13 protein-coding genes are annotated in these 15472 nt (G+C 45.8%); 8 read left to right on the plus strand and 5 right to left on the minus strand.

From position 1 onward, the window contains the following. Positions 1-5 precede the first annotated feature (5 nt). The 8 genes from B3O12_RS07815 (at position 6) to speB (ending at position 6967) form a co-directional block, all read left to right on the plus strand. The gene (locus B3O12_RS07815) at positions 6-152 is read left to right on the plus strand and encodes a hypothetical protein (protein ID WP_189629597.1); all 147 of its coding nucleotides are present in this window, start codon (positions 6-8) and stop codon (positions 150-152) included. Position 153: 1 nt separating this feature from the next. Continuing rightward, positions 154-441, plus strand: coding sequence for a hypothetical protein (locus B3O12_RS07820; RefSeq protein ID WP_286745676.1), 288 nt, complete (start codon positions 154-156; stop codon positions 439-441). Further along, a complete protein-coding gene (locus B3O12_RS07825) occupies positions 431-1153 on the plus strand; it encodes a hypothetical protein (RefSeq protein ID WP_189629595.1) in 723 nt (240 codons plus the stop codon). Before B3O12_RS07820 ends, B3O12_RS07825 begins: the two co-directional genes overlap by 11 nt. Positions 1154-1155: 2 nt before the next feature. Then, on the plus strand, positions 1156-4323 hold the full coding sequence (locus tag B3O12_RS07830) for a DUF4347 domain-containing protein (RefSeq protein ID WP_286755873.1): 3168 nt from the start codon (positions 1156-1158) through the stop codon (positions 4321-4323). A gap of 5 nt (positions 4324-4328) precedes the next feature. After that, entirely contained in the window at positions 4329-4958 is a 630-nt protein-coding gene (locus tag B3O12_RS07835; RefSeq protein WP_286755874.1) for a hypothetical protein, read from the plus strand. Next, positions 4948-5475, plus strand: coding sequence for a hypothetical protein (locus tag B3O12_RS07840; protein WP_286755875.1), 528 nt, complete (start codon positions 4948-4950; stop codon positions 5473-5475). The genes B3O12_RS07835 and B3O12_RS07840 overlap by 11 nt, the downstream gene beginning before the upstream one ends. 7 nt (positions 5476-5482) lie before the next feature. Continuing rightward, entirely contained in the window at positions 5483-6034 is a 552-nt protein-coding gene (locus tag B3O12_RS07845) for a hypothetical protein (protein ID WP_286755876.1), read from the plus strand. A gap of 117 nt (positions 6035-6151) precedes the next feature. Next, positions 6152-6967: an agmatinase gene (gene speB, locus B3O12_RS07850; RefSeq protein ID WP_286755877.1), complete on the plus strand. Its 816-nt coding sequence runs from the start codon at positions 6152-6154 to the stop codon at positions 6965-6967. A gap of 41 nt (positions 6968-7008) precedes the next feature. Here speB and B3O12_RS07855 read toward each other — a convergent pair whose 3' ends face one another. The 5 genes from B3O12_RS07855 to B3O12_RS07875 form a co-directional block, all read right to left on the minus strand. Further along, entirely contained in the window at positions 7009-7794 is a 786-nt protein-coding gene (locus B3O12_RS07855; protein ID WP_286755878.1) for a phosphatidylinositol-specific phospholipase C/glycerophosphodiester phosphodiesterase family protein, read from the minus strand. A gap of 12 nt (positions 7795-7806) precedes the next feature. Beyond that, on the minus strand, positions 7807-9144 hold the full coding sequence (locus B3O12_RS07860; RefSeq protein ID WP_286755879.1) for an alkaline phosphatase PhoX: 1338 nt from the start codon (positions 9142-9144) through the stop codon (positions 7807-7809). Between the two features lie 206 nt (positions 9145-9350). Further along, a complete protein-coding gene (locus tag B3O12_RS07865; protein ID WP_286755880.1) occupies positions 9351-10430 on the minus strand; it encodes a sulfatase-like hydrolase/transferase in 1080 nt (359 codons plus the stop codon). Positions 10431-10511: 81 nt separating this feature from the next. After that, positions 10512-12062 carry a SusD/RagB family nutrient-binding outer membrane lipoprotein gene (locus tag B3O12_RS07870; protein ID WP_189629586.1) on the minus strand — a complete coding sequence of 517 codons (1551 nt, stop codon included), beginning with the start codon at positions 12060-12062 and terminating at the stop codon, positions 10512-10514. Positions 12063-12083: 21 nt separating this feature from the next. After that, complete coding sequence (locus B3O12_RS07875) at positions 12084-15353, minus strand: SusC/RagA family TonB-linked outer membrane protein (RefSeq protein ID WP_286755881.1); 3270 nt, start codon at positions 15351-15353, stop codon at positions 12084-12086. Positions 15354-15472 lie beyond the last annotated feature (119 nt).

The following is a 15472-nucleotide window of genomic DNA, read 5'->3' on the forward strand; positions in this document are numbered from 1 at the left end:
TTGACATGAAAAACCCAACAAAATATCCAATAAAACAGGGCCTGAGCCAAAACATGAACATATCGGGCATTCAGATTAATGGAATGAAGGTATTGTTCGAAGAAAAGGTAAGTCTCATGCCCATTAAGACCGTGAACATAAGCCACAAATAATATGGAAAAAGAGTCCTACCAATTGATTGATGAGGCCCTAGCCCCAGTTTCCGGGTTCTTCAGCGATATGATTGACATAGCCGGAGAATTGCGTGATGAGGAACAAGGCCTTAGTCTCTACCTGGAAAATATGAGCATTTCTACTCCCATAGAAATGGATGTGATAATGACAGAAAGTGGAGAGATGGTATTAGGTAGTGCTCCACCCACACAAACTGTAGAAACCTCATTTATGCCTGTTTTTCATCAACTCAAAGTAAACATAAGCCTGGAAAAAGATGAGAAGTAACAATCAATCGTGGAAACTGGAAACCTTCATTGACACGCTCACTGTAGAATTAGACAAAGTGCGCGAAACTTTGGCGGTAAAGGCACTCAACAAGCCACTCACCTATTCGGTGAAAGATGTTGAACTGGAACTACAGATTTTTCCTGAATTCGATGGTGACGACATCCGCTTCTTAACCGCCAAACCAGGTCAGCAAGGAGCCTCCAAAGTCTCCTTACAGCTGGGTTCCATTACCGACAGACAGGTGAGGGAAACATCTAAGGCTCCCAGTGCCAATGACATTTCTATTGAAGAAGTGGAAGACATAGATCAGGAAACCAAAAAAGAGCTTAGAAAAATAGGAATCACCAGCGTGGGCGATCTGAAGAAGACCGAACCCATTCTCAAAAAAACCGGCAAACCCATTAACTACAACAAACTGGCCAATCTCATTAACAGATCCAGGAGAGATCAGCACGCACCACGCATTCAAAAAGTATCCCTCTCTCAGGCCAATAACAACCGCCTGCTAGACATTCGCGGAGAATACCTGGCTCTTAGCAGCGACTTTACCCCGGTGGTAAAAATAAACAATAAGGAAGCACAGGTACTGGAAGCCTCCGAAGAACTGGTTAGGGTTATAATCCCTCAAGACCAGACACTTAGCCAAGCCAATGAGGTAATGATTGCCTTTGACCCATACGCATTGTACACACTGAACTTAAAGAACTAATCATGAAGAATCGATTAAACGCCCTTCAGAAAGAATTGAAACGGACCTCCCCTGCCAAACGGCACCGGGACACTCGTCCTTACATGTTCAACAAAAGCGAAATTATTGTTTCGTTCAAAAATGGAGTCAATCAGGCAGCCGTTTCCGATTATTCTCTTCAGGTTATAAAAGACCTGCTCAAAGCTGCCAATCTCACCAAGGCCACTATTTCTGACAGTACCCGAACACCCGAAGATCAGGCCGCCATTATGTACAGAAATCTTGAAAACGAAGGAGTAGAAGCTCAACTGAGGCTCTATGGAGCCAGTGGAGACAAAGTAATTCAGGAGTACGTGAGATTAAAAGCCGAAGGCAAAAGCAAGAGTGAAATAATAGCCGGAATGCTAGCCAAAATTAATGCCTTGGGCCCCACTAACGTTTCCCGACATACGGCCGATCCAAGCCAGGTAAACATCATTGACATTGCACCATCATCTATAGAAGACAAACCGGCTTTCGAGAAAGCCATAAAAACAGAAAGTCGAATATCGAGGTATTTTTTGCCACCGGACGACCCTGCCTACCATATCGAAATCCCTCAAAACCAGGCTGTAGCTCAATCGCTTCGACTAACCCGGCAAAGCCGTTCCGAGCAGTTCTATGACGACCTCTCGGCCATTCAACTTCAATTCAACTCAGAATCTATTGAAATAACCCACGAACAATCAGCCGAAAGCGCAACTAAAGAGTTTTTCAGTCCATCAGAAGAAGCCGAAGCGCAAGGTTCTTTTGAGCTGGTAAACAATGACTATGTATACAAAGACGACTCCCCTAACACCGCCTCTCCCCGAAGAGCTACCATTGGAACAGATAAATTCTCGGACCTTAAACCGGCAGAACCTTCAGATCAGGTAGACAGGGAAATGAATCGCATTGACCAAAAGCTCGATAATCCTTCCGGTGGCAACGGTTCTGCCGTATTGGCCAAAGACATTCCTGACTTCGACCGATTGGAAGAGGAAGTTCCCGATAAACCCGATTCAAAAACCAAGGAGGAAATAGATTTTGCCAAAGATCTAAAAGCCATACTGAGTGGTGAAAAACTCTACGATCCGGAAACCAAAAACCTGGTAGATCACAAAAGAGAGGTGCATTTGGACGATGAAGTACCCGAAGCTCCTTCTGCCCCTACCAAAGCCGAAGCTACTCCCCCAAAAGAGCAGGCCCCTGCTCAGGTTACCAATGAGCCCTACGACTTATTCGAGCAGATTGAGAAAAACCGAAGTACGGAAAAGGGAGCCTCTATTGCCATAGAAGATGATTACCTGGCCTTTGAAGACCTGGAAATGCCTCCGGTATCAGCACAATCTAAAAACACCATTGTGAACATAGAGGTGTTGGAGCAAGCCGATAAGACCATGGACAATGGCTTTATTCCGCAAAGGGCCTCTGCCGTAGCAGGAGAATTAAGAGCCACCAGCGTGAGTGACATGGTACAGAAAGTATTAGCACACTTGCAGCCGGGACAAAAAATTGGAAGACTCACTCTAAGCGGCCACGGAGCCAAAGGCAATATTTCTGTAGGGGCCGGTATGGGCAACATCGGAGGTAAGATAATCAATGGTGATGCTACCCTATGGAAACCAGAGCTGGCTAAGTTAAAGGATAAGTTTGACGAAACCCGTGGAGAACTCTTTCTCAGAGGCTGCAATGTGGGAGCCGGACAGGCCGGAAGTAAAAAGCTTAAAGAACTGGCCGATTTTCTAAACGTGAAAGTATATGCCCCCACAGGCAAGGTATACGACAGCTCCGAAGAAGCCGGTTCGGTGCATCAGGTGGCCTTCCCGGGTTCTCCGGCTCCAATACCCAAAAAAACACCTAGCGAAGAAAAAGCAGCCAAGGCCACAGCCCACACCAATCCAAACAGTATGCTCTTTAGAGATTTAGAAGAAATACTATTCAGTACCCGTGAAGAAATAAACTGGAACGAGAAACCGGAACAGGCCGATATTAGCAAAACCGATAGCGAGTGGATTGGCAACTTCCAAACCCAGTTGACACCCACCGATGCAGCCGATCTGAAAGGGCTTGCGGCCAAAGCCAATGGCCTTGTATTCCTCAAACGAGGGGGCCAATACCAGCACCTTACAATCTTCAACGACTTCCACCATTTGATAGACAAAGACTTTACCCTGGCCTATGAACTTAGCCCCCACTTGCGCGAGCAAGTATTGACCCTCTTCGATCCCAACTCCAAACTCTCTTACAATAGTTCGCAAAGGGCTGAAGACTTTGGTACTAACACCACCGTAGATATTACGGTGATTGATCACAACAATGATGGTTACCTGGGAGGCAGTGCACTATTCACTCTCGGTGAGTTAAGGGCCGGAAGCGTGAAAGACATGGTCGATAAGGTACTAAACCACCTCAAAGAAGGTCAAAAGATAGGCAAGCTTACCATTATTGGCCATGGCAACAAAGGCATTATAGTAATGGGTAGTGCCAAAGTACTAAAGACCAATAAGTACATAAACAGTAACGAATCAGAGTGGAAACCACAACTGCAAAGACTTAAGGGCAAGTTTGCCGAAACCGGTGAAATTTTTCTGAGAGGCTGTAATACAGGAGCAGGTACCAAGGGGGCCAACAAGCTCAAGAAGATAGCCGATATAGTAGGTGTAAAAGTTTCTGCTCCCACCGGCAAGGTTTATCCGCTTTCTGAAGAAAGCGGTTCTAAACACCAGGTGGCCTATCCGAACAAACCGGCTCCAACCCCAATTCCTACACCCACCGAGAGTAAAAAACTTAAGCTTTCGAAAGCCAAATCCATTGATATGACACCAACCGAATCCATAAAGGCCATCATGCTGCATGCAGCCGGGTTAGACGATTTTCCCGCTAACCCTGCCGATTATGCCGTTATGGAAAATAGCCCAGAATTCATTCAGCAATTTGTGAATGGAATTGACTTTAGCCAGAAAGAAGATGCCTCACAGCTTGCGGCAATTATAGATGCCCAGTTGGTGGTAATAACTCCGCAAGGACATAAAACCTATCAGCTGTTCAACGACTTTGAGTTGATTGCTGTTGGCAACGAATGGGCCAGTGCCTATAGCGTGAGCTACGACCTGAAGCAGGCCATACTGCAAAAACTTGAAAACCGGAACGACTCTACTCCATCAGTCTGATCGCTATGAAAAGGGGTAAACTGTTCATATTACATCATGACGTTCAACGTCATAAAAAGGCCAAACCTGCTCCTGACCGGCTAGCTGAAGCACGCATGGTTCAGTCCGGTCAGGTAAGGTCTGGCTACTTCGATGACCTAAAGGCCATTGAACTGAGCTGTAATGAACAGCCAACCATTCCGGTACTACCCAACTCTCCCGATTATTCTCAGGCCAAAGATGCACTCCACGAAGTAAAGCAACTGGAAATAACCGATATAACTGATGGGTTTTCAGACTTTATGGACTCCGCTTTCGAAGATCAATTCGATGAGTTTTTTAACGAAAACCTGGAAGAGATAAACCATTCTCCCCAGGCCAGTAGTGAACAAAGCACAGCTCCACCAAAGCAAAAGAAGCAGCCGGTGTACTCACAGCCTAAGGCCGAAACAGTACCTGTCGACTATTCCGACCCACATCATTTATTCGATCAGATTGGCAATAACATAGCCAAAACGAAAGCCATAAGCCTGGGTGAATTTTCTATCGAAACCAGTGACAATGCTTCAACACCTCCGCCACTCATGGGCGAAGATGAATTAAACGAAGACTTAAACCTTTTGAACAATACAAAAAAACATAGTGATGAGAAATAGAATGCTGGCGATACAACAAGAGTTGTTAACCAATAACCCAAAAATGAAGAAAGTGGCCAAAGCCAGTGCCAAGCGCCACCTGCACAGCGCCTATAACAAAAGCAATTACGACAAGTACCTACCCATAATAGGAAGGGTATTAAGAAACGGACAACCGGTTAGCGGTGCTGAAGTGGCATTTGTACAAATGGTAAACGATACCGGCCAACGCATGAACTATCAGGTACATACAGGCAGCTCTATAACCAATCAGAACGGAGAGTTTTTTATGGGCATTCAGTATGAGAACCACAACTTTGCAGCGGTCACTCAAGCGACTATAGAAGTAACCGTTAATACGGAAAACCACAATATGGTCACCCAAACCGGAATAGACTTAAGAGCTGCCATGCGAGCCGTTTTCCCTACCACTACTATGGACGCTATTCTTACTCTCCTGAAAGCACCCAATCCATTCAGTTTGATATCCACCAATTTCGTTGGGATTGCCGCCATCAAAGACATAACTATTCAATAACACTGCCATGAGAAACAGAATATTATCTATACAACAAGAGCTAAAAGCACCCGGTGTAGCCCAAAGCTACTCCCTCATTGGTGTAAATAAAAAAAGCAGGAGTGCTCGGCCGGGCGGACGATTGGCACGAACTAAAAGCAAGGATCATGACAAATACCTGATTGTGACGGGTCAGCTGATTAAAAACGATAGTCCGGTGGCCAATAAAAATGTGGAATTGGTAGGACTATGGCATGAGAACGGCTACGCCATGTCTTCGACCAACTATATTGCATCGGCCAAAACAGACGCCAACGGGTATTTTAAAATGGCACTAAAGTATGATCAAACCAATACCATTGAAGTGGCCGCCCGAGCTTTGGTAAAAATAAAAGTAGACGGGCAAGAGTACTTGCTGAAACCAAAGCCTATGGCCGATCTCACACACATGCTTTCTATTATATTCCCAGGCGATATGAAAGGGGCTATTCTAAAGTTTCTAAAGGTCAGAAACCCAATGAAGCTTATCTCAACCAATTTTATTGGTTTGGCCACGGCTCAAAAAGTACCCCTAAAATAAGGCAAGCTATACAGAGAGGTGAGTTCAAAACCAGATTTTACCACCTGCCACCCACGGAAATACATTTTCGGCAGGCCACTATAAAGTCTTACTTTTGAGCCAACCTCTTTGTTTGCCATGAGTCTTAACCCCACCCGTATCCACCAACTATCTCCGGGCGATATAGCCCTTGTAGGACTACCATACGATGAAAACTCTTCTTTTCTGAAAGGGCCTGCCCTGGCTCCCCAGCTCATAGTGGATGCCATTAATTCCGACTCAGCAAACTTCTACACTGAATCTCTCATTCAGATAGCAGATATCCCCCATCTCAAATGGTGTGGAGAAACCAGTCTCTCTGACTATTGGGCAATTGAGAAAACAATTGACAGCATCCTTGCTAAGGGAGCTATACCCTTTAGTCTTGGAGGTGATCACTCCATTACCTATCCTATTGTTAAAGCAATGGCCAAAAAGTATGCTCAACTGAGTATTCTTCACTTCGATGCCCATGGCGACCTCTACGATGTGCTGGATGGCAATAAGCTTTCGCATGCGTGTCCCTTTGCCCGAATAATGGAAAGCCAATATGCACAACAGCTCACGCAAATAGGCATACGCACCATGACTCAGCATCAAAAAGAACAAGCCGATCGGTTTGGAGTAACCGTAAACACCATGAAAGACCGGCACCAACTCAAAGGCTTGAATCTGGAGGGACCGGTTTACCTGAGTTTCGATCTGGATGTGCTAGACCCGGCTTATGCACCGGGTGTTTCGCACCATGAGCCGGGTGGTTATTCCACCCGAGAGGTACTCGATATTATTCAGTCACTTGAGCTCGAAATTGTGGGTTTAGATGTGGTAGAATACAACCCCAAAAGAGACCTAAATGGTGTAACGGGAATGGTTGCCGCTAAAATTATCAAGGAGCTGATCGAAAAAGTGCTTTAATTAACCTCTATTGCCCCTACCAGCACTTAGGACTACAGCTTCTATGCCCCGGTGCCATATCTGTAGAACTCTTCCAGCTTATCGGTATTGATAAAGTCTACACCCAGCTTTTCCATTTGCTGCCAACTATTCCGGTTATCCGGAATTGCCCAGAAACGAAACTTCTTCCCCTCAACATGGGCTTCTTTTATCAGTTTGCTGATTTTCTTTCGATCTGCCTTCGGCAGTTTTCCTTCACCATTCCATTGAGAGTAGGCTCTAAAGCTCACACTAATTACCGGCATAATGTGGCTACCAATACCCTTACCTAAGTCGTCCGGCCGGCCATCCAGTGCGGCTAAACCGGGGTTGTCATTCACCAACCCAAGCGGTCGGTTGCCAGAAATAAAGAGTGTAACAGGCCCTTCTTTCTCCACTCCAGTTTTAGTGAGTTTAGTAAATAGGTGTGCATACTTTTTCTGCAACTCAGCCAAAGCCATATACGTGGTGTGAGCATCGCTCTTAAAGTCTACCATTAAGTAAAAAGGCAAGTCGCTATTCGCATAGACACTGCCATGGTTAACCCTCACTATACTATCCAAGGGTTGAAAATAAAGTGCTTCGAGTGTCCTTTCTACCGAGATATCTTCATAATCATGCGCCACAAACAGTTCACCATTTACCTCAAACACATCTGCTTCAATTGAAGTAAACCCGAAGGAATAGGCATCTAAGAGTGGTCTTTCATGGTTGTAATCATTGTGGGCATGAGATTTTGGCAGGGGCTTTTGTGCATGAGCACATAGCCCTGAAAAAAGCACACACACGAGTATTAATGTTCGCAACATACTCAGCCCATATTAAGGTTTGACAATATGCTCCCAAGGGCCGGTAATGGCCAGGGTATCTCCGTTTTCCTGAATATTCACAAAAAGGGTTTTTCCTGAAGGTGAGAAAGTAACCCCGGCAAATTCCGACTTGGAACTCCTATTGCAGGCTATATCGTACAACTCTCCTTTTTGATTGATACCGCGTACATGGTTCAACTCTCCATTGTCTTCAGTAAGTACCACATCGCCCCAGGGCGCAATGCACAAGTTGTCGCACATATGGAGTATGGTTTTATCGGCAGACTCTGCAAATAGTTCCAGCGTTTGGTCTTCCGGTGAGTATCTGAACACCTGACCAAATTTTTTCGGGCCACCATTGGTACAGGCAAAGTAAACTTCCTTATTGCCATACCACATTCCCTCACCTCTGGCGAAACGAGCCGCTCCTTTGTCGAAACCTCTATATCTTAGATCATCTTCTTCAGAATCTACATTGTCAAGGTCGATCCACTCTACTTCTAACTTTTCATTGGGTTGAATGGTGATCTCTTCCCAGTTTCGGGTATCGAAACCTGGTTTATCCTTTATGGCAAGGGCTTGTAAGATACCTCCGCTATGCAAGTCGTTTTTGTTGTTTGGTATAAACCGGTAGATCAGTCCATCATGAGTATCTTCGGTCTGGTACACATAATGTGTTTCCGGATCTACCGCCACAGCTTCATGGTTGAAGCGCCCCATTGCCTTAATTGGCTTGGGTTCGGCCACCAGAATATTTTCAGAAGCCGGCACCTCAAATACATATCCATGATATTGCTCTACCGGGCCTTCAGGCCTGGTTACGTCTTCTTCACAAGTGAGCCAACTACCCCAGGGGGTAATTCCACCGGCACAGTTACGGTAGGTTCCTGCCAGACTCAGGTATTGTTTCTCAACCTCTCCGGTTTCTTCATTGTAAACCAAAGTGGTGGTTCCTCCTAAACCCGGGTATTCCGAATTACCCGCATCGAACAGGTTTTCTGTCCCAAAAGACTTCAGGTTTTCATTTTCATTGCCAAAAGCACCTTCTTCCTTTCGGCCCGGGCTATTCTCATGATTCCTGACTATTAGTACTTTGCCGTCTGCCGCTTCAAAAGTTCCCATTCCATCGGGTCGGGCAGGTACTTTCAGGCCATCGTCCATGGGGTCTCCCCATTTGGATATAATCTTATAAGAAAAACCCTCGGGTAAATCCAGGTAGCCCTTAGGATCACTGATAAGTTGCACTTTACTATTGGATATCGCTTTGCCGGCACATCGCGAGAGGGCTATAAAGCCAAGGCTCACAACGGCTGATTGTTTGATGAACTTTCGTCTGCTGTTGGCGGTCATGTCTTGATTGAAAGTGTGAGAGGCTGTTTCTAAAACTTGTTTCCATCACCCTAAACTCATGGAAAGCCATTCGGGGCTTTGTATCTATTTAGAATGACCGTATAAACGTTCGAAACAGCCTCATCACCATTACTAATTGAAAATAAACCTAATCTACTTTAAATAGCTGTTGATGTGGGGCTCAGGGCATGAACCCTTTGTTAAATCTATTTTACGAAGGCTTCAACGGCCTTTCCGGCTCCTTTGAGTTGGTAGTTGAGTCCCAACAGTTTAGCTACGGTAGCTGCCACCTGATTTTGATAGTATTGGCCTGTTTTTACCTCTCCCAAGGCCGGAGTATCGGGGCCAATAGCAGCCATCCAGATTTGATCTGCTCCTTTTATGTCAGTTCCGTGGCTTCTCCAGGTATCCAGCGGCTCTGTTCCTCTGCCATGATCTGTAGTAATGATCAAAGTAGTTTTATCCTTGTATTGAGGGGTAGACTGAATGTACTCCCAAATTTCTTTGATAAACTGATCGGTTTGCCTGGCCGACTTCAGGTAGTGATCATACTCCCCATCGTGGGCAAAATCGTCAGTTTCGCCATAGGCAATATATACGAGCCTTGGCGAGTGTTTTTTTACATATTCCATGGCAAAATGGTGCGTAAAAGCATCAAGCCTCACTCCTCCCCAGGGGCTTGGAATTTCGTCCTGAAGCTTATTAAGAAATTGCTCTTTTTCAGAAAGCGGCTCATCAGTAGATTTTTCGAACCCGGCATTTACGGGAACTCCGCTCCTTTCTTCGTTGATAATGTATGGAAAGACATCCCAGGAACCAAAAGCTGCCACTTTGCCTTCAAAACCTTTTTGCTTGTGAGCAAACTCCAGTATGGTTTCGTTAGGATTCTGAATTTTTGCGTTGGAGTTGATTCTCTCATCATCTGCTTTACCGGTCAAAATCTCATTATACCCCGGGTAGGAAAACCACATATTGTTGGTGCAATTGACCAAGCTCCCCAACTCTCTGTTTCCTAATAGCTGACCTTCTTTGGCCAAGGTGTTCCAGAAAAAGGGCATCAGTACCTCTCTTCTTTCAGCAGGACTTTCTCTCCAAAAAAGCTCCCTCAATTCTTCTGCGTTGCCCACATAGGTTTTGTTGCCTATGAGTTGTTCATCGGCACCGGTATAGAGTTCCTGCCAACGAAGCCCATCGAGCGTAATAATGAATACATTTTCGGTTTTATATTGGCCACAGGCACTTAGTGTTACAAGGCACAAGGCCAGGGCTATTATATTTTTTTTCATTTCTTCTTTTTTTAATAAGAGGTTATGGCCACCCTTACTATGACCATAACCCTAAATCTAAAAATTAACTAACAACTATGATTACTGAACATCCCACCAAACCCGCGTGGTTAGGTTGTCCGGCCCCTGTCTTTGTATAGCGGCATTATAGTTTTCTTTGTTGAGTGCCTGAACACCTGAAGGATACATGAACCTTACCGGAACGGTGGCCTGCACAGCTCCCGGTCCGGGAGTTATCTGTGGCACACCGGTTCTTCTCCAATCGAACCAAGCCTCTAAACCACTGAAAAAGTTGGCGATCCACTTTTGCATAGCAATTTTCTCTAATCGCTGAGCAGGAGTACCCACATAAGCCACCTCCGGTTGAGCGTAATAAAGAGCATCGGCTTCTACAGCATCTTTTATGGCATGGTAGCCTCCCACTTCCAGGCGTTCATCGTAATAATCGAATGAAGCCTGAATACCGTTTCGGTAATAATCTGCTGCTGTACCTGTAGTAATAAACCCTCTTTCTCTGGCCTCGGCCAATATAAACTGAAGCTCGGAGTAGCTCATTATCATGGCTTGTCTGGCAATTGGCGAGGCCAATGAATTGCAAGCCGAGCAAGAGAACATGAGCCCCAGTCTGGAGATGAAGTTAGAACCTCCCTTGGCAGGATCGCCACTTGGCGAATACTGAAGAGCCTCCTCATCGGCCAGTCCATTAGGCACTCCCTGGTAGTCATCCCAGTCGCCAACCAGCCCGGCTCCAGAGTCGGTAGTTGGCTGAGCATAGGCAAAAAGCCTGGTATCGTTGAGCGACTTGAGTGTATTCTCCATTTTTTCACTCAAACGGTATTCATCGAAAGAGCCCGAACGGGTGGTATACAAAGGCTGCTGGTTGGGTAAATCGGCCAGGTATTGCAGAGCTACATTGTCTGCATTGCTCTCCATTATCGGGTGATCGGCCGGGTTGCCCACAATGGCCTGCATGGCCGCACTTGGATCTATACGATCAGACAAGCGGAGATGTATTCTGAGCAATAGAGAGTTGGCAAACTTCTTCCAGCGCAGTATATCACCATTGAACAGTATATCGCCTTCAATACCCGGTCCATTCACATCGAGTATGTCATTTGCCTCATTGAGCTGAGCAATTATCCCTTGGTAGATCTCTTGCTGAGCATCGAACTTTGGTAGGTTCACCCCTTCTTTGGCCATAGTAGCTTCAGAATAAGGCACATCTCCGTAAGCATCGGTTAGTACAGAAAATAACCAGGCCTGGTATACCATTGCCACTCCCAGAAAGTTGTTGTTGCCCGACTCTGTGGCTATTTTCTTAATGTTTTCAACATCGCGCATAATGTTGTAGTACGAGTTATAGGGCGAAGACTCCGGACCCCAGTTGTACCGGTCTTCATTGGTAAACTGTATTTTGGCAGAATATTGCATCACCACGTTGCCAAGGCCCCAGGCCAGACCAGCACTCTCGTTTATTCCGTTTCTCAGCACCGTAGGGAGCAGCAACGAAGCCGGTACTTCTTCCGGACTGTTGGGATTCATGTTGAGCTCTTCGAAGCCATCGTCACAAGCCGCCAGGCCAAAACATACGGCTAGTACCGCTACTACAAATAGTTTATTGAAACTTTTCATTTCAGTAGTTTTTAAAAGGTCTTAAAATTTGATATTAAGGTTGAAGCCTATGCTTCTGGCTGATGGATAAGCCATGTTTTCGATACCCGGCTGCAGGGTTCCTCCACTCATGGCCATAACATCCGGGTCGAAGTGAGGGTTTTCTGTCCAAAGGGCCAGATTTCTGCCCACCACAGAAGCTCTAACAGACTGAATGAAGCTGTTTTGGAACCAGCTAACGGGCAGGTTGTAACTCACCCTCACCTCTCTCAGTTTTACGTAAGAGGCATCGTATTTGGCAGCCTCCACGTTGTTTCTCTCATAGTAGCGATTGTGCCAGTTTCTGGAACTGATCTTCACCGTGTTGGGAGAATATGAGCCGTCTTCATTCTGAATAACTCCGGGGGAGACTATGCCATTACCTTCTTCGGTTAGGTCATATCCGTTTTCGCGTCCGTAAAGAGTTTCTTTTAATTGACCGGATGTGCTACCAATCGTTTTGGTACGCGATACCACAATGCCGCCATAGCGTATGTCGAACAAAAAGCCCAGGGAAAGATTTTTATAAGACAGACTGTTTTGAATGCCCATCATCCAATCCGGGTTATAGTTGCCTTGTTTCACCAATTCTGAGCCTCTCAAAGGAGTTCCTTCGGCTGAATGTATAATCTGGCCATAGTACGGACTGTTTTTGTCTTCTACTCTGGCAAAGCCAACTCCGTAAATGTCGCCCATTCGCTCTCCTTCTCTGGCCTGTATGTAGGCTCCATTTCTCGCTGTTAGCGTGTAAGCATCCACACTTTCATCGAGCTCAATTACCTTAGACCTATTGCGGGTAAAGTTCACCGAGGCATCCCACTTCAATCCGCTGGCATTTTCCAGTGGTGTACCGTAAACCATTAGCTCAATTCCGCTATTCTGAATTTCACCGGCATTAATAATGCGGCTGCTATAGCCTGTGGCAATGTCGAGTGTAATGGGAATAATCTGATCTTTGGTGCGATTGTCGTAGTAGGTAAAGTCCACGCCCAATCGGCCGGCAAATAGCCTCAGATCGGCTCCAAGCTCATACGAATTGGTCCTTTCGGGCTTCAACTCACTGTTGGCCAGTGTAGAAGACTCTGACTTGGCTTGGGTACCACCCCATGGTGTGCTGGAGTTATAAACATTGGAAAGGCTATATGGGTTGGTATCGTTCCCCACCTCGGCATATGCAAGCCGTACTTTAGCAAAAGAGATAAAGCTTGGCAACAAGAAAATATCGCTGAGAGCTGCACTAAGAGTGGCTGAAGGGTAGAAATAGCTATTGTTGTTTACCGGCAAGGTAGAAGACCAGTCGTTTCGACCTGTAACATCCAGGAAAATCATGTTTTTATAGGCAAACTGTCCGTAGCCATATATGGAATTGATTTTCTTTTCCTGATCATATTGTTCTACCTGAAGGTTTACGGCCGAGTTGGAGAAGTTGTAGATACCCGGAATTAAGAGCTGAGGAGCAACCGTTTCATTGTAGTTATTGGTTTGTCTCATCTGGTTACCTCCAACTGACACGGTAAATTCAAAATCCGGATTCAACTCTTTGCTGTAAGTCAATAGGAAATCGGTGTTTTGCTCATAGAAGAACAGCTTGTCTTCTCGGTACATACCCTTTGGAAAGCGCTGGGTGCTGAAGGCCCTTCTTCTATCTCGCAGTTCGTTGTAGAAGTCTATTCCGGTGCGGAACATCAGGCTGAGCTCATCGGTAAACTGATAGCTTGCCGATACTGTACCAAACATTCGGTTTTTATTCTGACCGTTGGTGTTCTCGTAGGTAGTAAAGTAAGGGTTATCGTGGTAGTTGTAGTTGTAATTAAACTGCTGCTGACCTTCCAACCCCGGCATCCAGTAGTTGCGAAGGTTTTTGGTATTGATTTGTCTACCGTACCAAATCCACAGATACATTAAGCTTTCGGTACCATAGCTTATGGCCGGGCGATTGTCGCTTTGTGAATTTACATAGTTTACAGAGGCATTAAACTTGAGTTTCTCGGTCAGGTTAAGGTCGGTTTTTAAAGAAACAGTATTTCTTCGCAAATCCGTATTGGGCACCATTCCCTTTTGGTCCAGATTGGTGTAAGAGAATCGCACATTGCCAAACTCGCTGGCCGAAGTAACGCTTATGTTGTTGGATAGGGTGACTCCTGTTTCAAAAAAGTCACTCACATTGTCCGGATTACTCACCCAAGGGGTTGGAATAATTGAGCTTCCGGCCGGGGCATTCAAATCTCCTCCCCTGTAACCATCCACATTTCTGGGCGAATCAAACTGAGGAATTAGTCGCCCGTCCATTCTAGGACCCCAGCTTTCATCTACACCATCGGCTATTCCTGAGCCAGACCCGTCTACAAAAGCAAACTGCCCGTTGTTTCCCTGGCCGTATACATCTTGCCACTCCGGCAGGCGCAATGGGTTTTCAAAGCTTACATTGGAATTGAGAGTAACCCCAAGGCCTCTGCGGCCTTTACCCGATTTAGTGGTGATGAGTATGGCACCGTTGGCTGCTCTGGATCCATAAAGAGCTGCGGCTGCCGGTCCTTTTAATACGGAAACTGAGGCAATATCGTCCGGGTTAATTTCTCCAGCTGAGTTGCCATAATCTACCTCCAGATTGCCGCTTCCGGAAGAGCCGCTCACGTTGTTGCTTATAGGCACTCCATCGACCACAAACAACGGTTGGTTGGCATTGATGTTAAGAGAAGATTCTCCACGAATAATTACCCTGGCAGAACCTCCAATGGAAGTACCTGAACCGGTAACCTGTACTCCGGCTACTTTTCCACTCAAGGCATTGACCATATTGGTTTCCCGAGCCTCCGTCATTTCATCGCCCTGAATTTCCTGAACAGAGTAGCCCAGGGCTTTGGATTCGCGTTCTACCCCAAGAGCCGTAACAACCACTTCTTGCAGTGAGGTTACCTGTTCTTTGAGCGATACATTAATTACCGTGCGGGTACCAATAGTTTCTTCTACCGGCACGTAGCCTACAAATGAAAACACGAGTATTTTAGCATCGGCCGGTACTCGAAGCGAGTACTTACCATTGGCATCGGTAACGATTCCTACAGTAGAACCTTTTACTGAAACTGTTACAAATGGAAACGGCTGATTGGTTGCTTCATCGGTTACGGTTCCTGTGATGGTTTTTTCTGCTCCTCCCGATTGTGGAAAAGCTATATTGGCCTGTGCAGTTGGGCGAATAAAGAGCCCTATTGCCACTGCCAGAAGAGTAAGCCAAGGCCCAGCGGGCAAAGGCCTGTTAGCACTTTTTTTCATAAATTTGAACGTTTATTAAAGTTGTCTTTTGGTTGCTTTAGTAAATTTTTGTTAGCCGAAGTCTGAGGTTTCCGCCAAGAAGATTCAGACTCGGAATGCGAAAAATGGAGTGCCTGCAG

It is taken from the genome of Roseivirga sp. UBA838, from assembly GCF_002296035.1.
Classification (GTDB): Bacteria; Bacteroidota; Bacteroidia; order Cytophagales; family Cyclobacteriaceae; genus Roseivirga; species Roseivirga thermotolerans.

Coding starts and splice junctions, on each gene's coding strand:
- B3O12_RS07815 (WP_189629597.1), top strand. CDS start 6: ATGAAAAACCCAACAAAATATCCAATAAAACAGGGCCTGAGCCAAAAC.
- B3O12_RS07820 (WP_286745676.1), top strand. CDS start 154: ATGGAAAAAGAGTCCTACCAATTGATTGATGAGGCCCTAGCCCCAGTT.
- B3O12_RS07825 (WP_189629595.1), top strand. CDS start 431: ATGAGAAGTAACAATCAATCGTGGAAACTGGAAACCTTCATTGACACG.
- B3O12_RS07830 (WP_286755873.1), top strand. CDS start 1,156: ATGAAGAATCGATTAAACGCCCTTCAGAAAGAATTGAAACGGACCTCC.
- B3O12_RS07835 (WP_286755874.1), top strand. CDS start 4,329: ATGAAAAGGGGTAAACTGTTCATATTACATCATGACGTTCAACGTCAT.
- B3O12_RS07840 (WP_286755875.1), top strand. CDS start 4,948: ATGAGAAATAGAATGCTGGCGATACAACAAGAGTTGTTAACCAATAAC.
- B3O12_RS07845 (WP_286755876.1), top strand. CDS start 5,483: ATGAGAAACAGAATATTATCTATACAACAAGAGCTAAAAGCACCCGGT.
- speB (WP_286755877.1), top strand. CDS start 6,152: ATGAGTCTTAACCCCACCCGTATCCACCAACTATCTCCGGGCGATATA.
- B3O12_RS07855 (WP_286755878.1), bottom strand. CDS start 7,794: ATGTTGCGAACATTAATACTCGTGTGTGTGCTTTTTTCAGGGCTATGT.
- B3O12_RS07860 (WP_286755879.1), bottom strand. CDS start 9,144: ATGACCGCCAACAGCAGACGAAAGTTCATCAAACAATCAGCCGTTGTG.
- B3O12_RS07865 (WP_286755880.1), bottom strand. CDS start 10,430: ATGAAAAAAAATATAATAGCCCTGGCCTTGTGCCTTGTAACACTAAGT.
- B3O12_RS07870 (WP_189629586.1), bottom strand. CDS start 12,062: ATGAAAAGTTTCAATAAACTATTTGTAGTAGCGGTACTAGCCGTATGT.
- B3O12_RS07875 (WP_286755881.1), bottom strand. CDS start 15,353: ATGAAAAAAAGTGCTAACAGGCCTTTGCCCGCTGGGCCTTGGCTTACT.